This is a genomic window from Halomonas sp. DP3Y7-2, assembly GCF_019800795.1.
In the GTDB taxonomy this organism is placed as follows: domain Bacteria; phylum Pseudomonadota; class Gammaproteobacteria; order Pseudomonadales; family Halomonadaceae; genus Halomonas; species Halomonas litopenaei_A.
Map to the genome: position 1 here is coordinate 62,320 of NZ_JAHVKJ010000007.1, position 21,225 is coordinate 83,544.

General features: G+C 62.1%; 18 protein-coding genes. 8 read left to right on the top strand and 10 right to left on the bottom strand.

Going from position 1 to position 21,225, the window contains the following annotated elements; all coding sequences use genetic code 11:
• Positions 1–22: 22 nt before the first annotated feature.
• The gene (locus KUV45_RS07230; protein ID WP_222162564.1) at positions 23–1,297 is read right to left on the bottom strand and encodes a ribonucleotide-diphosphate reductase subunit beta; all 1,275 of its coding nucleotides are present in this window, start codon (positions 1,295–1,297) and stop codon (positions 23–25) included.
• A gap of 116 nt (positions 1,298–1,413) precedes the next feature.
• Complete coding sequence (locus KUV45_RS07235) at positions 1,414–4,317, bottom strand: ribonucleoside-diphosphate reductase subunit alpha (RefSeq protein WP_222162565.1); 2,904 nt, start codon at positions 4,315–4,317, stop codon at positions 1,414–1,416.
• Positions 4,318–4,716: 399 nt separating this feature from the next.
• On the opposite strand from KUV45_RS07235, the gene KUV45_RS07240 reads away from it, so the two are divergent.
• Both KUV45_RS07240 and KUV45_RS07245 read left to right on the top strand, forming a co-directional pair.
• A complete protein-coding gene (locus tag KUV45_RS07240; RefSeq protein WP_206941680.1) occupies positions 4,717–5,430 on the top strand; it encodes a winged helix-turn-helix domain-containing protein in 714 nt (237 codons plus the stop codon).
• Positions 5,431–5,434: 4 nt separating this feature from the next.
• Positions 5,435–7,039 carry an ATP-binding protein gene (locus KUV45_RS07245; protein ID WP_206941679.1) on the top strand — a complete coding sequence of 535 codons (1,605 nt, stop codon included), beginning with the start codon at positions 5,435–5,437 and terminating at the stop codon, positions 7,037–7,039.
• A 20-nt stretch (positions 7,040–7,059) separates the two neighbouring features.
• On the opposite strand, the gene KUV45_RS07250 is transcribed toward KUV45_RS07245, so the two are convergent.
• Positions 7,060–7,974, bottom strand: coding sequence for a LysR family transcriptional regulator (locus tag KUV45_RS07250; protein ID WP_206941678.1), 915 nt, complete (start codon positions 7,972–7,974; stop codon positions 7,060–7,062).
• A 374-nt stretch (positions 7,975–8,348) separates the two neighbouring features.
• Here KUV45_RS07250 and KUV45_RS07255 point away from each other — a divergent pair, with 374 nt between their 5' ends.
• Both KUV45_RS07255 and KUV45_RS07260 read left to right on the top strand, forming a co-directional pair.
• Positions 8,349–9,104: a C-type lysozyme, inhibitor gene (locus tag KUV45_RS07255; protein ID WP_222162566.1), complete on the top strand. Its 756-nt coding sequence runs from the start codon at positions 8,349–8,351 to the stop codon at positions 9,102–9,104.
• Positions 9,105–9,282: 178 nt separating this feature from the next.
• Positions 9,283–9,888 (top strand): FMN-dependent NADH-azoreductase, encoded by a 606-nt coding sequence (locus KUV45_RS07260; RefSeq protein ID WP_222162567.1) that lies wholly within the window; start codon positions 9,283–9,285, stop codon positions 9,886–9,888.
• A 148-nt stretch (positions 9,889–10,036) separates the two neighbouring features.
• Here KUV45_RS07260 and KUV45_RS07265 read toward each other — a convergent pair whose 3' ends face one another.
• Complete coding sequence (locus KUV45_RS07265) at positions 10,037–11,149, bottom strand: metal-dependent hydrolase (protein WP_222162568.1); 1,113 nt, start codon at positions 11,147–11,149, stop codon at positions 10,037–10,039.
• Positions 11,150–11,168: 19 nt separating this feature from the next.
• Positions 11,169–11,729 (bottom strand): DNA-3-methyladenine glycosylase I, encoded by a 561-nt coding sequence (locus KUV45_RS07270; protein WP_222162569.1) that lies wholly within the window; start codon positions 11,727–11,729, stop codon positions 11,169–11,171.
• 227 nt (positions 11,730–11,956) lie between these two features.
• Between KUV45_RS07270 and KUV45_RS07275 the strand changes: the two genes are divergently transcribed.
• Both KUV45_RS07275 and KUV45_RS07280 read left to right on the top strand, forming a co-directional pair.
• Positions 11,957–12,409, top strand: a complete 453-nt coding sequence (locus KUV45_RS07275; RefSeq protein WP_222162570.1) for a DUF411 domain-containing protein — start codon at positions 11,957–11,959, stop codon at positions 12,407–12,409.
• A gap of 57 nt (positions 12,410–12,466) precedes the next feature.
• A complete protein-coding gene (locus KUV45_RS07280; protein ID WP_206941671.1) occupies positions 12,467–12,907 on the top strand; it encodes a VOC family protein in 441 nt (146 codons plus the stop codon).
• A gap of 219 nt (positions 12,908–13,126) precedes the next feature.
• On the opposite strand, the gene KUV45_RS07285 is transcribed toward KUV45_RS07280, so the two are convergent.
• From KUV45_RS07285 to KUV45_RS07300, 4 genes are all read right to left on the bottom strand, one after another.
• Positions 13,127–14,164 carry an SPFH domain-containing protein gene (locus tag KUV45_RS07285; protein ID WP_374107022.1) on the bottom strand — a complete coding sequence of 346 codons (1,038 nt, stop codon included), beginning with the start codon at positions 14,162–14,164 and terminating at the stop codon, positions 13,127–13,129.
• Between the two features lie 226 nt (positions 14,165–14,390).
• The gene (locus tag KUV45_RS07290; RefSeq protein ID WP_206941670.1) at positions 14,391–14,855 is read right to left on the bottom strand and encodes an NfeD family protein; all 465 of its coding nucleotides are present in this window, start codon (positions 14,853–14,855) and stop codon (positions 14,391–14,393) included.
• Between the two features lie 151 nt (positions 14,856–15,006).
• Complete coding sequence (locus KUV45_RS07295; protein WP_222162571.1) at positions 15,007–16,470, bottom strand: DASS family sodium-coupled anion symporter; 1,464 nt, start codon at positions 16,468–16,470, stop codon at positions 15,007–15,009.
• 265 nt (positions 16,471–16,735) lie between these two features.
• Entirely contained in the window at positions 16,736–17,140 is a 405-nt protein-coding gene (locus tag KUV45_RS07300; RefSeq protein WP_206941666.1) for a DoxX family protein, read from the bottom strand.
• Positions 17,141–17,294: 154 nt separating this feature from the next.
• On the opposite strand from KUV45_RS07300, the gene KUV45_RS07305 reads away from it, so the two are divergent.
• Positions 17,295–17,771, top strand: a complete 477-nt coding sequence (locus KUV45_RS07305) for an META domain-containing protein (RefSeq protein ID WP_224851964.1) — start codon at positions 17,295–17,297, stop codon at positions 17,769–17,771.
• A 119-nt stretch (positions 17,772–17,890) separates the two neighbouring features.
• Positions 17,891–18,145 (top strand): helix-hairpin-helix domain-containing protein, encoded by a 255-nt coding sequence (locus tag KUV45_RS07310; RefSeq protein WP_222162572.1) that lies wholly within the window; start codon positions 17,891–17,893, stop codon positions 18,143–18,145.
• A gap of 133 nt (positions 18,146–18,278) precedes the next feature.
• Here the strand turns inward: KUV45_RS07310 and KUV45_RS07315 are convergent, their stop codons facing one another.
• The gene (locus tag KUV45_RS07315) at positions 18,279–21,125 is read right to left on the bottom strand and encodes a valine--tRNA ligase (protein ID WP_222162573.1); all 2,847 of its coding nucleotides are present in this window, start codon (positions 21,123–21,125) and stop codon (positions 18,279–18,281) included.
• Positions 21,126–21,225: the final 100 nt, after the last annotated feature.

Below are 21,225 nucleotides of genomic sequence, written 5' to 3' on the forward strand. Positions count from 1 at the left end.
GCGGCCTGGGCGTCCCACGGTGTCAATCCCAGCTCAGTGCGCCGCCGACCTGATACTCGGTGACGCGGGTCTCGAAGAAGTTCTTTTCCTTGCGCAGGTCGATGATCTCGCTCATCCACGGGAAGGGGTTCTGGGCGCCGGGGAACTGCTCTTTCAGGCCAATCTGGGCCAGGCGGCGGTTGCAGATGAAGTGCAGGTACTCTTCCATGATGGCCGCGTTCATGCCCAGCACCCCTCGAGGCATGGTGTCACGCGCGTAGCTGATCTCGAGCTCGGTGCCCTCGAGGATCATCTGCGTGACCTCATCCTGAAACTCGGGTGTCCACAGATGCGGGTTTTCGATCTTGATCTGGTTGATCATGTCGACGCCGAAGTTCAGGTGCATCGACTCGTCACGCAGGATGTACTGAAACTGCTCGGCCACGCCGGTCATCTTGTTGCGACGACCCATGGACAGGATCTGGCTGAAGCCGCAGTAGAAGAAGATCCCTTCGGTGACGCAGTAGAAGGCGATCAGGTTGCGCAGCAGTTCCTGATCGGTCTCTACGGTGCCGGTGTGGAAGTCCGGGCGCGCCAGGGACTGGGTATGTTTCAGGCTCCAGGCGGACTTGGAGGCCACGGAAGGCACTTCGCGATACATGTTGAAGACTTCGCCTTCGTCCATGCCAAGCGACTCCACGCAGTACTGGTAGGCGTGGGTGTGGATCGCTTCCTCAAAAGCCTGGCGCAGCAGGTACTGGCGGCATTCCGGGTTGGTGATCAGGCGATACAGGGCCAGCACCAGATTGTTGGCGACCAGGGAGTCGGCGGTGGAGAAGTAGCCCAGCGAACGTTCGACAATACGGCGCTCGTCGGCGGTCAAGCCGTCGTTGCTCTTCCATAGCGCGATGTCCGCGTTCATGTTCACTTCCTGGGGCATCCAGTGGTTGGCGCTGCCGTCCAGGTACTTCTGCCAGGCCCACTCGTACTTGAACGGCACCAGCTGATTGAGGTCGGCGCGGGCGTTGATCATCTGCTTGTCATCGACCTGGATACGCGCCGCGCCCATCTCGAGCTCTTCGAGACCTGCCGCCACGTCGAGCTCCTCAAGGGCCTGGCGTGCGCGGGCCAGGCGATTCTGATCGGCGACGCCATAGTGGCCAGTGCTTTCGCGCACCGCCTCTTTCGCCTCGACCGCTGGTTCGGTGACCGGGGCCGTTGCCGGCTGTGGTGCCTTTTGCGGTTCCGGTACCTTTTGCGGTTCCGGAACTTCGGCGGTGGCGGTGTCGTCCTCGTGAAACTCGTCCCAGTTCAGCATTGTGGCTCTCTCCCGATCGTCTGATCGGCCGACGCGCAGGGCGTCGGCAGGGGTGTCTGGTCGCCTCGGCCTGGCCTGCGGGGGCTTGCCCACAGGACCGAGCGTGGTGGTCCGGATTACTGGCAGGCCTCGCAGCCTAGTTCATCGATATCGCCGGCGGAGGGAGGACGTTGGCCGCCCTTGCCCTTGAGGAAATCCTCGATGCCCCGGGGCTCTCCCTCGACCGCGGTGTCGACACTGGGCGAGGGAGCCGCGGTGGGCGCGTCAGCGGAAGCGCCGTTGGCGACGGCATTCAACTTGCCGCGGTTGACCGTGGATTTCTCCACCGAAGTGGCGCCCAGCGCCCGCAGGTAGTAGGTGGTCTTGAGTCCTCGAAACCAGGCCATGCGATAGGTCACGTCCAGTTTCTTGCCGGATACCCCTTGGATGTAGAGGTTCAGCGACTGGGCCTGATCGATCCATTTCTGACGTCGCGCGGCCGCCTCGACCAGCCACTTTGGCTCGACTTCGAAGGCAGTGGCGTACTTGGCCTTGAGGTCGTCCGGGATACGATCGATAGGCTGGACGCTGCCGTCGTAGTACTTGAGGTCGTTGATCATCACCTCGTCCCACAGGCCGCGCTGCTTGAGGTCGCTGACCATGTAGGCGTTGACCACGGTGAATTCGCCCGACAGGTTCGATTTGACGAACAGGTTCTGGTAAGTCGGCTCGATGGACTGGGTGACGCCGCAGATGTTCGAGATGGTGGCGGTGGGGGCGATGGCCATGACGTTGGAGTTGCGCATGCCCTGCTGCTGCACCTTGCTGCGCAGGCGTTCCCAGTCCTGGGTCTGGCTGGTGTCGACCTCAATGAAGCGCTCGCCTCGCTCGGCCTTGAGCCTGTCGATCGAGTCGATCGGCAGAATCCCCTGACTCCACAGCGACCCCTCGAAGCTGGCATAGCGCCCGCGCTCGGCAGCCAGGTCACTGGACGCTTCGATGGCGTGATAGCTGATCAGCTCCATGGAGCGATCAGCAAAGGTGATTGCCTGCTCGCTGGCGTAGGCGATGCCCTGGGCATACAGCGCATCCTGGAAGCCCATCAGGCCAAGACCCACGGGACGGTGCTTGAGGTTTGACTGTCGCGCCTGGGGCACCGCGTAGTAGTTGATGTCGATAACGTTGTCGAGCATGCGCACGGCGGTACGCACGGTCTTTCTCAGCTTGCTGGCCTCCAGCTGGCCGTCGACGATGTGATTGGCCAGGTTTATCGACCCCAGATTGCACACCGCAATTTCGTCAGCTGAGGTATTGAGGGTGATCTCGGTACACAGGTTGGAGCTGTGCACAACGCCAGCATGGCTCTGCGGGCTGCGGAGATTGCAGGCATCCTTGAAGGTGATCCAGGGATGGCCGGTCTCGAACAGCATCGACAGCATCTTGCGCCACAGGTCCTTGGCCTTGACCCGCTTGTACAGGGTGATCTGACCGTTGCGGGTCATTTCCTCGTACTCGGTGTAGCGCTTCTCGAAGGCAACGCCGTACAGGTCATGCAGGTCCGGGCAGCTGGACGGCGAGAACAGGGTCCACTGCTCGTCGTCGAACACCCGCTTCATGAACAGGTCCGGCACCCAGTTGGCGGTATTCATGTCGTGGGTGCGGCGCCGGTCGTCGCCGGTGTTCTTGCGCAGTTCGAGAAACTCCTCGACATCCAGATGCCAGGTCTCCAGGTAGGCGCAGACCGCGCCCTTGCGCTTGCCGCCCTGATTGACCGCCACGGCGGTGTCGTTGACGACCTTGAGAAACGGCACTACTCCCTGGGACTTGCCGTTGGTGCCCTTGATGTAGGAGCCCAAGGCGCGCACAGGAGTCCAGTCATTGCCGAGACCACCGGCCCACTTGGACAGCATGGCGTTGTCACGGATAGCGCCGTAGATGCTCTCGAGGTCGTCGGACACGGTAGTGAGGTAGCAGCTGGAGAGTTGGCTGCGCACGGTGCCTGCATTGAACAGGGTGGGCGTCGACGCCATGTAGTCAAAGCTCGACAGCAGCTCGTAGAACTCAATCGCGCGGGCCTCACGCTCAGTTTCCTTCAATGCCAGGCCCATGGCGACACGCATGAACATCACCTGGGGCAGCTCGTAGCGCACGTTGTCACGATGCAGGAAGTAGCGATCGTAGAGGGTCTGCAGGCCGAGGTAGGTGAACTGATTGTCGCGGCGGTGATCCAGGGCTTCGCCGAGACGCTCCAGATCGAAGTTGGCAAGCTCCGGGTCGAGCTGTTCGAACTCGATCCCGCGCTCGACATAGCGCACGAAGGCCGGTGTGTAGAGCCTGGCCATGTCACCGTAGGTGGCGTCTTCTGCCACCTCGAGGAACGACAGTGCCTCGCGGCGCAGGTTGTCCTGCAGCAGGCGAGCAGTGACGTAGGTGTAGTTGGGGTCTTTCTCGACCAGGGTGCGGGCGGTCATCATCAGCGCTTGCGACACGCCGTCGATGGTCACGCCGTCGTAAAGGTTCTTCAGGGAGTCTTGAACAATCTTGTTCGGGTCGACGTTCTCGAGCCCTTCGCAGGCGTCGAAGACCAGGGTTTCTATGCGTCCCAGGTCGAGGGGGCGGCGGCTGCCGTCGGCGGCGGTAACGTTGAGCGTGGGGTGAGGCTTGGCGATGCCGCTGTCCTGGCGGGCTCGGGCATGCTCTTCACGATAGAGCACGTAGGCGCGGGCAACCTTTTGCTCGCCACTGCGCATCAGCACTAGCTCGACCTGATCCTGAATATCCTCGATATGTACGGTGCCTCCATCCGCCAGGCGCCGGGCGAAGGTGTGTTCGATGGCCTCTGCGGAGTGCTTGACGAAGTCGCGTACCCGACTCGAGGTGGCGGCGTTGTCTCCCTCGACGGCGATGAAGGCCTTGCTGATGGCCACCGCGATCTTGCCGGCATCGAAGGGCACCACATCACCGGTGCGCTTGATCACGCGCAATGTGTTGGGCGCAGTGACAGAGACAGACGGTCGATCCGGGCTTGCGATGGTTTCCATGGCGCCGAGGCTCCCTGTAAGGCGAGAAGAGTCGTGGAAATGGGCATGAGAAGGCGTCGTTCCGTGCTGATTGACAGCCTTCGGTGGACTTGCTAAAGGCACACTATGTAGTGCCTAGTCGGGTCCCGAACACAAGATAGTGTGCATTTTTGCCTTCATCAAGTGAGTAATGTCACGCCGGTCGCAGCGCTTGGGAGAGGGGCATCCCGGGGAGTCCAGCAAGGCCAGTGTTGGTGCCGCTGGCAGGCGTAAGGCAGCGTCAAGACGGGACCGAAGAGAGGGCAGGCGACGGCGAAAATTTCGGGTATCCTTGTGTTATCGCGTGTGACATTGCTTAGTATCAGTCGTCTGTCCGGCATGCTTCATGCCCGGTACTCGCCACAAGGAATGAGAAACCCTATGGAAGATCGCTCAGAGCAACGAGAACAGGATCACGTACTCATCATCGAGGATGATGAGCGTCTCGCTGGTCTGACACGGGACTACCTGGAAGCCAACGGCTTTCGCGTGAGCCTGGAAGAGGACGGCGGTAAGGGAGTCGATCGCATCCTGTCGCTGCAGCCGGATCTGGTGATCCTTGACCTGATGCTGCCTGGGGAAGATGGCCTGTCCATCTGTCGCCGTGTGCGCAGCGACTATTCAGGTCCGATCCTGATGCTTACCGCCCGCACGGATGACATGGATCAGGTGCTGGGGCTCGAGATGGGCGCCGACGACTACGTGCCCAAGCCGGTGCAGCCGCGTGTGCTGCTGGCACGCATGCGCGCGTTGCTGCGCCGACTCGACGGCGCAGAGGCCGGGGGCGAAAGCCGGCTGTCGTTCCAGGATCTGGACATCGACAATGCGACCCGGGAAGCCTGGTTGAAGGGTGAGCGTATCGACCTGACCAGTGCAGAATTCGATCTGCTGTGGCTGTTGGCGAGCCATGCCGGACGCGTGTTGACCCGGGAAGAGATCTTTTCTCAGCTTCGCGGTATTCGCTACGACGGACAGGATCGGTCTATCGATGTGCGGGTATCGCGGATCCGCCCCAAGATCGGTGATGACCCCCACCATCCGCATCGCATCAAGACCGTCAGAAGCAAGGGCTATCTGTTTGTGAAGGATAGCTGAGCGCATGCGTCGCGCCCTTGCCGACAGTACCTTCCTGCGGGTCTACGTCATGCTGGCGGCGACTCTGGTGCTGGCGCTTGGCGTGGCCATGTCGGGCATGACGTTGATCGACAAGATCCGTATCGAGCACTATCGCGAGACGCTGGCTGAGGCTCCGATGAATCTGATGGCGACGATGATCGATCGTTTGCCTCGATCGGAGCGTCGCCAGTGGATGGAAGAGCGCTCCGAGGCGCTCGATATATCGATGTCGATCGTGTCCCTTTCGTCCTTGTCGCCGAGCTACTTTACTCGCCTGCGGTTACAGCGCGGCGGCGTATTGGTGGATCGCGACAGTCCCCATGACTGGCGCTTCTGGCGGTTGATGCCGGGAGGCGGGGCGGTGCTGCAGGTGGCGCTGTCAGGGCTGTCGGAACGCCAGTTGCGGGGCCTGACCCAGCTCAGCGGTGAGTGGTTGGCGAGCCTCCCGGCCAAGGATCGTCAGTCCAGCCTCGATGGTTTGAGCTCAGGGGATCTGGCGGTGTCGATCAGTCAGTCGCCGCCGACCATGCTGGATGAGCGTCACCTGTCGCGTCTGGCCGGGGGCGAAGTGATGATGCAGCTGCTGCCCGAGCACTGGTCGGTGGTGCTGTTCATGCAGGTCTCGCCACCGGGAGAGGCGCCGTTCTGGCTGACCGTCGGCCCCATGGCAAGTTACGAGGCGCTGCCGCCTGCGTTGCTGGCTTCCATGCTGGTCTTGCTGATGGGCGCTCTGGCCATCGTCATCTACTTGATCGTACGCGGCATCGAGGCGCGCATGGCGCGTCTGGAAATGGCTGCGACACGACTCGCCAGTGGTCGTCTAGATACCCGAGTTAAGGTCGAGAGTGGCGACTTCCTTGGACGTGTCGGCATGGCCTTCAACGGTATGGCGTCCCAGGTGCAATCGCTGTTACGCGCCCAGCAGGACATGATTCGTGCGGTGTCGCATGAGCTCAGGACGCCGGTGGCGCGGATACGTTTTGCGGTGCAGATGGTCGAGGACATGTCCGAGGACGCCCTGGTTCGGCGTCAGCTGCAGGGGGTCGATAGTGATATCGATGAGCTTGATGATCTGATCGACGAGATTCTGACCTACGCTCGCCTGGACAGCGAGACCATCCACGGGGTGGATGCCACACCGGAACCGGTGGAGCTGCGCGATACCTGCGAGCGAGTGATCGATGCCTTGATGCCGTTGCACGGCAATCTCGACGTGCAGCTGGCGGCGGGACCGGAAGTGGAGATACACGCGGATTTGCGCTATCTGCAGCGTGCCATCCAGAACCTGGTGGCCAACGCCTGTCGCCATGCCCGCTCCCGCGTCAAGGTCAGCCTGTACGATGAAAGCCGTCTGGTGCGTGTCGACGTGGAAGATGACGGCGAGGGGGTTCCCCCCGAGGCCCGCCAGGATATCTTCAAGCCCTTTGCGCGTCTCGACGATAGCCGCACCCGCCGTTCGGGGGGATATGGCCTGGGTCTGTCCATCGTGCAGAAGGTCATGGCCTGGCACGGGGGCAGTGTCACCGTCGATGAAAGCCCGACCCTGCAGGGCGCCCGCTTTACCCTGATCATTCCCCGGCGTTTCTGACCCTTGAACGTCTCGCTGCGTCAGGCGGGCTTGATACCTTCGAGCACCGCGAACGAGGTTTCACGAGCCGTGCGCAGAAAGTCTACCATCCAGGGGGCCTCCCTGGTGTCTTCACGAATTGCCGCAAAGAGCGTGCTCCAGACGCCGGTCTCGCCCAGCGTCACGGCCTTCACATAGTCCCGCTCCAGATACTCTGTCATGGCCCAGTTAGGCAGTGAGCAGACCCCACGGCCGCTGGCGACCAGCTGCATCATCATGATGGTCAGCTCGGCGGTGCGTACCTCACGCGGCGTGACTCCCGCTGGGTCAAGGAACTGCGTGAAGATATCCAGGCGCGAGCGCTCTACCGGATAGGTGATCAGCACCTGGTCGGCGAGATCTGCCGGGGTGACGTGGCTGTTGCCTGCCAGGGCATGCTGACGAGCGACGGCCAGCAGGCCTTCGTAGCGGAACAGCGGCTCGTAGTGCACCCCCGGGAGAGGTTGGGGGTCGGCGGTGATGACCAGGTCGAGCTGTTCCCGGGCCAGCGCGGGCAAGGGATCGAAATGATGTCCCCCGGGGATGTCGATCTCGACCTCGGGCCAATGGTCGCGGAAATGGTCCACGGTGGGCATCAGCCACTGGAAGCAGCTGTGGCACTCGATGGCCATGTGCAGGCGGCCGTGCTCGTTGCCGGCCAGTCTCGCCAGGTCCCGCTCCGCCATGCGCACCTGGGGCAGAATCTGCTCAGCCAGCCCGAGCAGACGAAGCCCCGCGCGGGTGAACTCGACCGGTCGCGTCTTGCGCAGGAACAGCGGACTCCCGAGTCGCTCCTCCAGGTCCTTGAGCTGATGAGAAAGGGCCGATTGTGTCAGGTGCACTCGCTCGGCGGCTTCCACCAGAGAACCAGCGTCGCGCAGGGCGATCAATGTACGCAGATGACGGAGTTCAAGCATTATCGTGAGCTTTGTTCATAATAAAGATTAAGAAGTTTAGTTTGACTCACCCTTGCGGGGCTAGTCCAAATCTGTGGAATCGCTCATGTTCCGTGAGATAGAGCATGAGCCTGGTTCATTCTGATGGCGTGATAAAAGGCGCGGTTCGGGGTCTTGATAGGGGCATTCAGGACTGACGCTTGGCGGCGGAACGTGGATAGCTCTCTGCCTGCGTCGATCACAGACCGTGGCGAGGGCTTGGGTGACAACACCTTGCTTACATAGCGTGCTGAATCGGGAGGGATTGTCCGGGGAAAATGGGTCACGATGGGCCAGGCGGTGGTATCGTGTGGCGTCAAAGGACCGTTTTGCCGCTGTTATCGAAGGAGCTTTCCATGCGCCGATCCGTTATCGCTTCGACTCTTTTTACCGCCGCGCTGGCTGGCCTGGCGGGATGTGCCTCCCAGTCAGGTCAGGACGCCGGATCGGATCAGGCTCCCGCGGTGGAGAGGCGCGGATCCTTCACTGACGCTCCTGTCGAGCAGCAGGCACCGCTATTGCCATCGGCGTACTTCGTTGGCGACGGCACCACCTTTGTGGGCTGGCACTGCACACCACGCCAGGATGTGGTCACCGCCACTCAGGGAGACTCCCTGCGGCTCTGGACGACCCATGGCGCCGAGCAGCTGCCCCAGGCGGTAGTGGACCAGGGCGAGCGCTATCAGCAGGGCGAGCTCAGTGCCCACGTGATCGGTGATCGTGCGGTGATCAAGAGCGGCCGTGGACGGCTGCAGTGTGAGGCGACTGCCCGGCGCGATTCGCTTCGGCGCACGGATAAACCGGGTGTCATGTTCTATGCCCGTGGCAATGAGCCCGGGTGGCATCTTTCCTTGGCCAACGACGTGCCGCGCATCGACATGTCGCTGGACTACGGCGAGCGCGAGGCGAGCCTGCCGTATCGGGTCACCACGCTGGATAATGAGGCGGGCCGAGTAATCTTGCAGAGTGGGCGTGCGGACGCCCCCTTTGAGCTGCGTATCGAATCTGGTGCCTGTTTCGACGACATGGCCGGCACGCCCTGGCCTGCTCAGGTGACGCTGACGGTCAATGGCCAGCAGTTGCAGGGATGTGGCCAGGGCATCGCGCCCTGAACCAGTCGTTACCCGGCGTCGAGGACGATGTCAGGAGCGCCCGACAGGGCGCTCCTGTCGTGATGTAGCAGGCGTTTTCTTTCGCTTTTATAGAAAGATAGGCCCGTATTTTTTCGCTTTTCGTCAACTTTTTAGGCGGTAAACTGATCGGCAGATACCTTTTCTTAGGGAGTTTGCCATGACCCGCGTATTGCTAGTGACGTCTTCGATTCTGGGTGAGCATGGTCAGTCCAACGACCTGGCCCGACAGTTTGAGCGCCAGGTGCGTCAGCGCAGCGATATTCAGCTGACACACCGCGATGTCGTTGCCGACGATCTGCCGCACTTGACTCTGCCAGAGCTGTCCAGTTGGCAGGTCGCACCAGAGGAGCGCAGCGAGCAGCAGCGTGAGCTGGCATTGCGCTCCGACGAGCGGCTCGACGAACTGCTGGCCCACGACGTGGTGGTGCTTGCGGTGCCAATGTACAACCTGGGCATGCCGTCCCAGCTGAAGGCCTGGTTTGACCGCATCTTGCGCGCCGGCAAGAGCTTCAAGTACACGGAAAATGGTCCGGTGGGCTTGATCGAAGGCAAGCGTGCGATACTGCTGGGAGCCCGTGGCGGGCAGTATGCAGGTAGCGAGCTGGACACCCAGACGCCGCATATTCGCCACCTGTTGGGGCTGATCGGCATCAGCGAGTTCGAGGCGGTCTATGCCGAGGGCCTGAACATGGGCGATGAGATCAAGGAAGCCGCGCTCACCCAGGCCCACGCAGAGATCGCGGCGCTGGTCGAGGCGCTGTAACGCCGGCCGATGCCAGGCCGGCTGGCAATAACCCGCCAGGCTGCCTGGCAATGTCCCCCTAGCAACATCCCTTTAGCTATACCCCTCCAGCCATTCCCCAGGCTAGAGGCCATGCCGCGACGGATGCTTTCGTCGCGGCATTGTTGCGTCATTGCCCTGAGTGATGGACCGCACAGACACCCGTATCGGTCGCCAGGTGCCAACGTGGTGCCACGTAGTCACCCATGCAAAGTCTGGGCTGTGGCGAGATGATGCGTGCCAGTAAACGCCCGAGAGGACGCTGCTGAGCAGACATCGGCAACTGCCGGCTGGGCGACAGGGCGACCCAGCGATCCCCCTGCCATCGGGCGAGCGCAAAGCGAAAAGGATGAAATCCGGGAAAGCCTAGACGCAAGTCAGTGGCGATCAGCAGGGTGTCATCCTCGGTGGTCAGCGTCTCGTAGCGGAGAAAGGGCCCGGCAAACCATTCCAGGCGTTGGCCGCTGGCCAGTGATGTGGCGGCTTTCTCCAGGGCTGCACCGCGCTGGAACAGCTCTACCTGAGGCTGGGTGTCACCATCCAGCAGGCCGATCAGCATCTCGGCATGACGATCACCTTTGATGGCCGTTACTCGCCATAGCAGGGTCGAGAACGGTGCCGGCTGGACCAGCACCTGCGCCGAGGCCATGTCGATTCGCTCCAGCGCGGCTTGTGCTCGCAGCTCCACCCAGCTCTTGGCGCCCATCGCAGCCAGCAGATACAGGCTCGAGATGATCAGCCCCGCGCTGGCGGCACGCTGGAGTGCAGAGCGCGTGGTGCTCGGCCACAGGGCCACGCCGAGCGCACCCAGCAGTACCAGGGTGTACACGGGATCAATGATGAACACTAGCGGCGTGGCGCTGGGTGCTACCACCTCAAGCGGCCACCATAGCTGGGTGCCATAGGTCGTCAGCGAATCCAGCAAGGGGTGGGTGACGAGACATAGCCAGAAGAACAGCCACCAGCGCAACGCGGGTATCGTCGCGGTGACCGCCCATCGCTTGCCAAGCCGCGTGGCGGCAAAAGCGAGCGCCAGTGACACAGCGGTAAGCACAAACAGCGAGTGGCTGAAGCCGCGATGATAGGTGACGTTGGCGACCGCGTCGCCATAGTCGATCAGCACATCCAGGTCCGGCAGGCTGCCGACCACGGCACCGGCCAAAAGCGATTTTCGCCCGAGTTGACGTCCTAGTGTCGCGCCGCCGAGGGCTGCGCCCAGTGCCGCTTGTGTCAGTGAATCCACTATCTCTTCCTGGCGCCGCTTAGCCGGGCGGGTTGGTGTCGGAGGCGGTTTGCGTCCATGCCGGGGAGGCGGCCAAGACCTGCTGCTGCACCGGGCACTGATCATGATGGGCCCCGGGGAGATAGCCGGTACTCATCAGAAATTCCTTGACGATCTCGGGGCCGGTGAAGCGGAAGTGTCGCCTGAAGAGTTTGACCCACTGTGCGTGGGGAAGAGGGTGATGGGCATTCAGCCAGGCCTCGAAACCGCCGTGAGACACGCGTAGTTGCTGGATCACCTGGGCGTTGTGAATCACCGCGTCGATCTTCTGCCGATGTCGGATGATGCCCGCATCATTGAGCAGTCGCGCCCGCTCCTCATCGCCATAGGCGGCCACCCGGTCAACCTCGAAGTGGTCGAAGGCATGGCGGAAGGCGTCGCGTTTCTTCAGTACCGTCAGCCAGGAGAGCCCAGCCTGGTTGATCTCCAGCACCAGTCGTTCGAACAAGTCGGCCTCGCTGGTGATGGGGAACCCGTATTCCGTATCGTGGTAGGGCCCATGCAGGGGGTGCCCCGGTGCCACGTTGCAGTACTCACTCATTCGCTGGATTCCTCGGTAAGCGGCCACCGTCAAAGAGTTCGTCTTAAAGGAGGCGATGTAAAGGGGCCCGGTATATGCCGTCTTCTCCTGTCGTTCTGGCCGGCATTGTCTTGATGGAGGTTGGTGGGCCTGTGCCTCATGGTTGAGTTCTGGCATTTCCCTTCTGACGACCTTCTGCGATGCTGTGTCGACTCACAGACATTACGTTGTTCAGGAGATCATACGCGATGGCTCACTCTTTGCGCGCCCTGGGCGCAGCGTTGCTCGGCTTTGTCAGTCCACTGGTCATGGCGGCGGGACTGGACATGCACAAGGATCCCCACTGCGGCTGCTGTAGCGCCTGGGCCGACCATGTCAGAGCGGCAGGGTTTGAGGTGTCAGTGCTCGAAGAAGCCGACATGGGCGCAGTGAAGCGCGAGCTTGGCGTTCCCAGGGCACTGGCATCCTGCCATACCGCTGTGCTGACCACGGACGCCGGTCAACACTACCTGATCGAAGGGCACGTACCTGCCGAACAGCTCACTTGGCTTCAGCAAGCGTCGCCAGACATCGATGGGTTGGCGGTTCCCGGTATGCCCCATGGTTCCCCAGGCATGGAAACCGGACGCGTGGATGACTATGCCGTGCTGAGCTTTACAGCGGGGGAGGATCGCGCCAAGGTAGTGGCCCGCTATCCGTAACGGCAGTGGTGTCTGCGCTGCCGGTGAGGAAGAGCCCCTGACTTGGAGATACAGGCCATGCAATTTCTACACACCATGGTGCGTGTCAGCGACCTCGACGCGTCGCTGCATTTCTACTGCGACCTGCTGGGCCTCAAGGAGGTCCGGCGCAAGGAGAACGACAAGGGGCGCTTTACCCTGGTCTTTCTGGCGGCGCCAGAAGATGAGTCGCGCTCCAGCGAGCTGCAGGCACCTGAGCTTGAGCTGACCTGGAACTGGGATCCGGAGGAGTATCAGGGCGGACGGAATTTTGGCCACCTGGCCTACCGTGTCGATGATATCTATGGGCTTTGCCAGAAGCTCCAGGACAACGGTGTGACCATCAATCGTCCTCCCCGTGACGGTCATATGGCCTTTGTGCGAAGCCCCGATGGTATTTCGGTGGAACTGCTGCAAAAAGGCGATGCCCTTGCGCCCCAGGAGCCGTGGGCATCCATGGAGAACACGGGGAGCTGGTAGGGGCAAAGCGTGGCGGCAGGGCGTGCCAACTGCGCTGCCGTCCGTTCTCGGGCGTGCTTTCCATGGACAGACCCTGCTGTCTGCGCAGCGCTCATCCTTGCCGCCAACCCTGCCGCCAACCCTGCCGCGTGGCGGTAGGGTTGGCGTTGTTCAGCGGTTGCTGTCGGCAAGGGCTGTCGGCAAGGGCTGTCGGCAAGGGCTGTCAGCGAGGGAAAGGCATCAGCCGTGGGCGCTGGCCGCGCCAGTCAGTCCGCCGGCGGATGCTGCCCGGCGCGCGATGTCGCCCAGTGCCTCGTCGGTGGCGTTGAGATCACGGAAGGCCCCCATGGCGCCTAGCAGGGCCGAGCTTTCGTAGGGAACGAAGACCCGCTCACCCTGCTTGGCCATCTCTGGCAGCATGGCGATGTAAGACTGACCCAGCAGATAGCCGATGACGGCCTTGGAGCTTTTTTCGCCCTCGCCCATGGCATTCAGTACCAGCTCGATCGAGCGACTTTCCCCCTGGGCGCGAAGAATGGCGGACTCCTTGTCGCCCTGGGCATTGAGGATGGCGGATTCCTTCTGGCCCTGAGCCTTGGCAATCGCCGCTGCCTTGTCGCCTTCGGCCTCGGTCACGGTGGCCCGGCGGCGACGCTCGGCTGACATCTGCAGATGCATGGCCTCCTTCACTTCCGCTGGCATCTCGATGTCCTGCACCTCGATGCGGTTGATCGCCACCCCCCACTTGGAGGCCGGTTCTTCCATCTGTTCCTTGATCTTGGCGTTGACCTCGGCACGGGACTCGAAGATCTTGTCCAGTTCCATCTGGCCCACCACGGAACGCAAGGTGGTCTTGGCCAGCACCTCGACCGCCTGACTCATGTTCTCGATCTTGTAGACCGCATTGGCGGGATCGATGATCTGGAAATAGATGGCGCCATCGATACGTACCGTCACGTTATCGGTTGTCACCACCGGCTGGGACGGAAAGTCCATGACCGATTCGCGCAGATCGATGCGGGTTTCCTGACTCAGTACCGGGGTGAATTCCTGGCCCTGACGAATGTAGCGCACCATCTTCATGGGCCTGGGCTTGTCGAAGAAGGGAATGATGAAATTCACCCCTTTCTGCAACGTGCGGTTGTAAGCCCCGAGGCGCTCGATAACGATCACTTCGGACTCCTGCACGATCACCAGTCCCTTGATCAGCATGATCAGAGCAATGACGACCACCACGATGGCCAGCAACAGGCCTGGGCTAACGACATTCAACAACATGCAAACACCTCCTTGGTAGCAAGGGCATCATCCGTCAAGCCGGCCTGGCTGCCCGTCGGGAGCGGCGATGTGCCGCCGTGGGAATCCGTGCTCGTTGGTTGCACGGGATAGGGAAACGGATAGGGAAGCGTATAGGTAAGCGCTAGAGCTGGCGCCAGGGCATGCGATAGAAGGAGACGACAGCGCTGACCGGATGCGTGAACAGGAGTCACGGCAAGCGGATCTCTCAGGAGCCTTCTCCGGCTGGGCGCACGATGGCCTGAGTTCCTTCAAACCGTAACAGGATGACCTCGTCACCTGGACGCAGGGCAGGGGCCTCGGCATCGGTTTGTGCCAAACAGGCACGAAACAGGTCTCCGTCCAGCTTGATGCAAGGAGCGTCGTCAAAATCCCGGCTGACCAGCACGAAGCGCTCACCCTGGCGGGTGCCGCCACCGGCCACGCCAAACGTTGGATGGGGGCCGTAGCGACGCTTGCGCAGGCGCCAGATGGCCAGGGGAACGAGCACACCGCAGGCCACCGCAAAGGCGATCAGCTGCATGATGATGTCGCCACCCGACCAGGCGACCAGGGATCCCACGATCAATGCCGCTGCCAAGGCAAGCAATACGTAGGAGCCACTGAGCAGCTCGAGGATCAGGGCCGCGAGCCCTGCGAGCAGCCACCATAGCGCGGGGGAGAGGAAATCCATGGCCAACCTCCAGACGATACAGAAACGACATCCTGTCGCTGTCGATTCTGCGCCGGGAAGGGACGTCAGGCAAGCCAACCGACAGGCCAGGCGACAACGCCACCGCAAGGCGGTGGCGTCTCGAGCTCGGATCACGGATCACAAGATGGGCTTACCAGTAGCCAAGCACCTTCCACCACAGGCTGCCGACCCCGATCCAGATGGTGAGGTTGACGATGCTCATGATGAAGCCGGCCTTCCACCAGGTGCCGAGTTCCACATAGCCTGAGCCGAAGATGATCGGCGCGGTGCCGGTGGCGTAGTGGGTCAGCGACATCATCAAGGATGATGCGCCGGCCAGCAGCAGGGCGATGTAAAGGGTAGGGATGCCGAGCGCCATGCCGGCAGCCAGGAAGGCGGCGTACATGGCGGTGATATGGGCGGTGGTACTGGCAAAGAAGTAGTGGGCATAGAAGTACACAGCGGTCAGCGCCAGCGCCATGCCGAACCAGCCCATCTGGAGGCTACCGATGCCTTCTTCGATGACGCCAGAGAACCATCCTATCAGTCCCAGCTTGCCCAGAAAGCTTGCCATCATGACCAGGGCGGCGAACCACACGATGGTGTCCCAGGCGGATTTTTCGCCCAGGATGTCATCCCAGGTCAGCACGTCCGTCACCAGCAGGATGGACAGACCGAGCAGCGCCACGGTGGTCGAGTTGACCTTGAACTCGGGGCCAAACAGCATGGCCGGGATGCCTGCCCAAAGCGTCAGCAGCAGACCGAACACACCAATCATGATTTTCTCGGCGCGAGTCAGGGCGCCCATGTCATCCAGCTGCTTGCGGGCGAAGGAGGTAGCGTCGGGAGTACGCTTGAGCTCCGGGGGATACAGTACGTAGAGCACCGCTGGCATCAGGGCGATGGCGACCAGGCCAGGAAGGAGTGCCGCCAGTGCCCATTGGGTCCAGGTGATCGAGAGGGCGGAGCCCGTGGCCTTGGCGATCAGGTCGACGATCAAGGGGTTGGGGGCAGTGGCGGTGATGAACATGGCCGAGGTGATCGGGTTGGCGTGATAGTTCACCAGCGCCAGATACTCACCGATCTTCTTGCTGGTACCTGCGTCAGGTGACGAGCCGAAGCTGTCAGCAATGGAACGCATGATCGGGTGCATGATGCCCCCGCCCCGTGCCGTGTTGCTGGGGGTAATCGGCGCGATGGTCAGCTCGGCCAGGGAAAGGGCGTAGCCGATGCCCAGGGTGCGCTTGCCGAAGGCGGCAATAAAGGCGTAGCCAATGCGGTTGCCAAGCCCTGTCTTGGCCAGCCCCCGCGAGATCATGATGGCCAGGCCGATCAGCCAGATCAGCGGGTTGGAAAACCCCGACAGGGCATCCGCTACCGCGGCCTTGGAGTTGTCCGGATTGGTGACGCCGGTCAGAGCCACCAGGGTGATGGCGATGATGGCCAGGGCGCCGATGCGCATGGTCTTGCCAATGATGGCAGCGATGGTGGCGACAAAGATCGCCAGCAGGTGCCAGGCTTCGGGGGTGACGCCGTCTGGAATAGGGACGGCAAACCAGATCGCCAGGCCCAGGGCAATGGCGACCAGGGCGGGGATGGGCTTGAACGCGAGCATGATGGGCTCCGTGTGTCGGCTAGGGCAAAACGTCTTCTCTCGCGAGAGAGCAAACCTGAACGTGTCCTGCTTATTTACGCACAGTTAAGCCAAGGGCTAGATGACACTCATCAAGGAGACGTTCGACGTTAGTTGAACTCGGCCCGGACGTGCTGGTGCTGGACGGGCGACGGCAACAGGACACCGCCTGGGAGGTGGGCGGTGTCGGGGAACGCGGGTTGGCGAGGATGTGGCGTCGCTTGAAAGCGAGAAGGCGCTGCAGCGCTCAGTCGGGCTTGAGCGCGGTGCGGCCGCTACCGAGGAACATCATGGCCAAGGCGCCAAACAGGAACATGCCCTGCAGCTCCAGGGCCCAGCCGCCGCTGCTGGCCAGACTGAACAATTCGCCCATATGAGCCAGGTAGATGGCCACGACCATGTTGCCTGCGATCAAAAGGCCCGCGATGCGGGTGTTCCAGCCCAGAATCGCCATCAACGGAGCGACGACCTCGCCCAGCAGAACGCCGTAGGCCAGCACCGTCGGTAATCCATGGGAGGCCAGAGTGTCGCCGATCCAGGAAAGGCTGCCGGGATTGATCAGTTTGTTGATGCCGTGGAGCAGGATCATGATGCCCAGCGCCAGGCGCAGGATCAGCTTTCCCAGGTCGTCGTTGTCGAGGGCTTTGAGCATGGTGAGGTCCTTTTCACGATGGGCTTGAGTGGCCATGACAGAACACCGTGCCGATAGCGCAGTGCCCAAGAGATTTGGACAAAACCGGGCGAGATGGCGCGGTTTTCTGGCATATTAGGCGGCATCCTGATGATAAAGCTGCAAGGAAGATAGCATGGTTCTGCTACGAATGGTTCTGCCACGACTTCGTCGTATCACCGCTCTCAGCGTTTGCGCCCTGGCCCTGGGAGCCTGTTCCAGTCAGCCTTCGTCCACTGTCGACGGCGGCGGCACCGCAGCACCAGGCAGCGTATCCAGCCCGGTGGTCGGCAAGCGCTGGAACCTGCTGCTGGTCGGTACCAGTGATCGGCTCAGCATGCCCAACAAGCCCTATTTTGAAGTCGCCCGTGACGGCAGCGTCAGTGGCAGTGACGGCTGCAATCGATTTACCGGTAGCGTGCGCTTTGGCGACAGTCAGCGGATCGACTTCAGCGAGCTGACGGCTACCCGCATGGCCTGTGCCAACCCCCAGGGGGCCCAGCAGGTTCGCGATATGCTCGACAACGCCTACCGCTATCTGATCGATCATGACCGCCTGGTGTTCTTTGGCCCCAACTCGCTGGTGCTGGGTGGGTTCCGCGACGCCAGCTGATGCATGAGGGGGCAAGACGCCGCGCCTGTGCGTCAGTGGCATGTGGCAGCCGGCCACTAGTGCGCAACGACTATGCTGATGGTGTCGACGGGGAAGCCGACAACACACGGAGAGACAGCATGGCATTCACTGACCAGGAACGGGCGGCGCTGCTTGAGCTACGCGGGGTAGGACCGAGCGTCGTGCAGCGTTTCGAGGAGATCGGCATCGACTCTTTCGAGGCGTTGGCCGAGTACGAGATGCAAGACATCGTTGAACAGGTGGCGTCGATGCTTGGCAGTACCTGTTGGAAGAACAGCCCCCAGGCCAGGACGGCGGTGGCGTCGGCCGTGGAGTTGGCACGACGCTCGCTGGCCAGCCAGGCTGCCGGCTGAGCGCTGGCCCCAACACATCGACCCCGCCAGTGCGAGGGGCGGGGTCGATGTCAGGCCGATGGGCGGGTGTTGCTTACGGCGCTTGGGCGGGCGCTGATGAAGGCGTCTATTACAGCGCGGGGGCGGGCGCTTATTAAAGCGCGGCGATTTTCTCGCGCTGCTCGACCAGCACACGACGAGCGGCCTGATACTCCTCGAGCTTGCCGCGCTCCTTGTCGATGACCGCCGCCGGCGCCTTGGCCACGAAGCCTTCGTTGGCAAGTTTCTTCTCGACGCCCATGATCAGCTTGTCCTGTTTGTCGATCTCCTTGCCCAGACGTGCCAGTTCGGCATCCTTGTCGATCAGGTCAGCCATCGGCACCAGCACTTCCATCTCACCCACCAGCTGAGTGGCGGACAGCGGGGCTTGGCTTGCGTCCTCCAGCCATTCGATGGACGCGAGCTTGGCCAGCTTCGACAGGAACAGACGGTTGTCGGACAAGCGTGTACGATCGGCCTCGCTGCCCTTGGTCAGTACCGCATCAAGCGGTTTGCCTGGGGCGATGTTCATCTCGGCGCGAATGTTACGTACCGCCACGATCACGCCCTTCAGCCATTCGATATCGCGAATGGCGTCCTGGTCGATCAGGGCGTCGTCGGCCAGCGGCCAGGCCTTGGCCATCAGCGAGTCGTTGTCGCCCTCGAGAGTACCGGCCAACGGCGCCACGCGCTGCCAGATCTCCTCGGAGATGTACGGCATCATGGGATGCGCCAGACGCAGGATGGACTCCAGCACCCGCACCAGGGTGCGGCGAGTGCCGCGCTTGGCGGCTTCGCTGGCACTTTCGTCCCACAGCACCGGCTTGGAGAGCTCGACGTACCAGTCGCAGTACTCGTTCCAGACGAAGTCGTAGAGCGCCTGCGACGCATGGTCAAAGCGAAACTCTTCCATCGCCCGGGTCACCTGGGTGATGGTCTGGGTCAGGCGGGCCTCGATCCAGCGGTCGGCCAGGGACAGTTCGACGTCTTCCCCATGGCGGCCACAGTCTTCGCCTTCGGTATTCATCAACACGTAGCGTGAGGCGTTCCACAACTTGTTGCAGAAGTTGCGATAACCGTCCAGACGCCCCATGTCGAACTTGATATCACGACCGGTGGTGGCCTGGGACAGGAAGGTGTAGCGCAAGGCATCGGTGCCATGGGCTTCAATGCCATCGGGGAATTCCGAGCGGGTCGCCTTGGCGATGGCCTTGGCCTTCTGCGGTTGCATCATGTTGCCGGTGCGCTTTTCCACCAGCGCTTCCAGATCGATGCCGTCGATCAGGTCGATCGGGTCGAGCACATTGCCCTTGGACTTGGACATCTTCTGGCCCTGGCCATCACGCACCAGACCATGGACATAGACCGTCTTGAACGGCACTTCGTCAGTGAACTTGAGGGTCAGCATGATCATCCGCGCGACCCAGAAGAAGATGATGTCGAAGCCGGTCACCAGCACGCTGCTGGGGTGGAAGGTCTTGAGCTCGTCGGTCTGTTCGGGCCAGCCGAGGGTGCCGAAGGTCCACAAGCCGGAGCTGAACCAGGTGTCGAGCACGTCCTCGTCCTGGGTCAGGGCGACGTCGGCTGCGATGCCATGCTTGTCGCGGGCCTCGGCCTCGGTGCGCGCTACATAGACGTTGCCTTCGTCGTCGTACCAGGCGGGAATGCGGTGGCCCCACCACAGCTGGCGTGAGATGCACCAGTCCTGCAGGTCGCGCATCCACGAGAAGTACATGTTCTCGTAGTTCTTGGGCACGAACTGGATGTCGCCGTTCTCGACCGCCTCGATGGCGGGCTTGGCCAGGGTCTCCACCGCCACGAACCATTGGTCGGTCAACAGCGGTTCGATCACGTCACCGGAACGATCGCCGTAGGGCAGGGTATTGTTGACGGTTTCGGTCTTCTCCAGCAGGCCCTGGGCGTCCATGTCGGCCACCACCGCCTTGCGTGCGGCGAAGCGGTCGAGTCCGGCGTAGGCCGCGGGCAGCGCGGTGTCGATATCGCCAAGGGGGCGGCCCTGAATATCAAAGGCTTCGGCAGACTCGAGAATATGGGCGGTCTTGGAGAAGACGTTGATCAGCGGCAGGCCAGCACGCTTGCCGACCTCATAGTCATTGAAGTCGTGGGCCGGGGTGATCTTGACGCAGCCAGAGCCCTTGTCCATGTCGGCATGTTCATCGGCGACGATGGGAATGCGGCGACCGACCAGCGGCAGTTCGACAAACTTGCCGACCAGCGAGGCGTAGCGCTCATCCTTTGGATTGACGGCGACGGCGCTATCGCCGAGCAGCGTCTCGGGACGAGTGGTGGCGACCACCAGGTGGTCAAGGCCCGCATCGGTGGTGACGCCATCGGCCAGAGGGTAACGGAAGTGCCAGAACTGGCCCTGCTGGTCGCGGTTCTCTACCTCAAGGTCCGAGATCGCGGTGTTCAGGGTCGGGTCCCAGTTGACCAGGCGCTTGCCACGGTAGACCAGGTCCTCTTCGTAGAGGCGCACGAAGACTTCCTGTACGGCCTTGTAGAAGCCGTCGTCCATGGTGAAGCGCTCGCGGCTCCAGTCGAGGCTGGCGCCCATGCGGCGGAGCTGACGAGTGATATGCCCGCCGGATTCGTGTTTCCACTCCCACACCTTGTCGATGAAGGCGTCGCGGCCCAGGTCATGGCGGGTCTTGCCTTCCTCTGCGGCGATCTTGCGCTCTACCAGCATCTGCGTGGCGATGCCTGCATGGTCGGTACCCACCTGCCACAGGGTGTTGCGGCCCTGCATCCGCCGCCAGCGGATCAGGGTATCCATGATGGTGTCCTGGAAAGCGTGGCCCATGTGCAGGCTGCCGGTCACGTTGGGCGGCGGAATCATGATGGCGAAGGGATCACCCTCACCCGACGGGGTAAAACGGCCGTCTTCTTCCCAGCGTTGGTACCAGCGGGTTTCGATGCTTTCGGGTTGGTAGGTCTTTTCCATGGAATGCTCTTGCTGGCGGCGCCCTGACGACATCATGGCCTTGCCATGGCGAGGGTGGGCGGGACGTTCGATGGCTGGCCTTCGGCTCGAGTCAGCGCGC

Excerpts from the sequence above, each read along its gene's own strand:
- KUV45_RS07305 (WP_224851964.1), top strand. The coding sequence starts at position 17,295 with ATGGTTCTGCTACGAATGGTTCTGCCACGACTTCGTCGTATCACCGCT.
- KUV45_RS07260 (WP_222162567.1), top strand. The coding sequence starts at position 9,283 with ATGACCCGCGTATTGCTAGTGACGTCTTCGATTCTGGGTGAGCATGGT.
- KUV45_RS07275 (WP_222162570.1), top strand. The coding sequence starts at position 11,957 with ATGGCTCACTCTTTGCGCGCCCTGGGCGCAGCGTTGCTCGGCTTTGTC.
- KUV45_RS07315 (WP_222162573.1), bottom strand. The coding sequence starts at position 21,125 with ATGGAAAAGACCTACCAACCCGAAAGCATCGAAACCCGCTGGTACCAA.
- KUV45_RS07240 (WP_206941680.1), top strand. The coding sequence starts at position 4,717 with ATGGAAGATCGCTCAGAGCAACGAGAACAGGATCACGTACTCATCATC.
- KUV45_RS07290 (WP_206941670.1), bottom strand. The coding sequence starts at position 14,855 with ATGGATTTCCTCTCCCCCGCGCTATGGTGGCTGCTCGCAGGGCTCGCG.
- KUV45_RS07300 (WP_206941666.1), bottom strand. The coding sequence starts at position 17,140 with ATGCTCAAAGCCCTCGACAACGACGACCTGGGAAAGCTGATCCTGCGC.
- KUV45_RS07230 (WP_222162564.1), bottom strand. The coding sequence starts at position 1,297 with ATGCTGAACTGGGACGAGTTTCACGAGGACGACACCGCCACCGCCGAA.
- KUV45_RS07255 (WP_222162566.1), top strand. The coding sequence starts at position 8,349 with ATGCGCCGATCCGTTATCGCTTCGACTCTTTTTACCGCCGCGCTGGCT.
- KUV45_RS07250 (WP_206941678.1), bottom strand. The coding sequence starts at position 7,974 with ATGCTTGAACTCCGTCATCTGCGTACATTGATCGCCCTGCGCGACGCT.
- KUV45_RS07270 (WP_222162569.1), bottom strand. The coding sequence starts at position 11,729 with ATGAGTGAGTACTGCAACGTGGCACCGGGGCACCCCCTGCATGGGCCC.
- KUV45_RS07310 (WP_222162572.1), top strand. The coding sequence starts at position 17,891 with ATGGCATTCACTGACCAGGAACGGGCGGCGCTGCTTGAGCTACGCGGG.
- KUV45_RS07295 (WP_222162571.1), bottom strand. The coding sequence starts at position 16,470 with ATGCTCGCGTTCAAGCCCATCCCCGCCCTGGTCGCCATTGCCCTGGGC.
- KUV45_RS07235 (WP_222162565.1), bottom strand. The coding sequence starts at position 4,317 with ATGGAAACCATCGCAAGCCCGGATCGACCGTCTGTCTCTGTCACTGCG.
- KUV45_RS07245 (WP_206941679.1), top strand. The coding sequence starts at position 5,435 with ATGCGTCGCGCCCTTGCCGACAGTACCTTCCTGCGGGTCTACGTCATG.
- KUV45_RS07285 (WP_374107022.1), bottom strand. The coding sequence starts at position 14,164 with ATGTTGTTGAATGTCGTTAGCCCAGGCCTGTTGCTGGCCATCGTGGTG.
- KUV45_RS07280 (WP_206941671.1), top strand. The coding sequence starts at position 12,467 with ATGCAATTTCTACACACCATGGTGCGTGTCAGCGACCTCGACGCGTCG.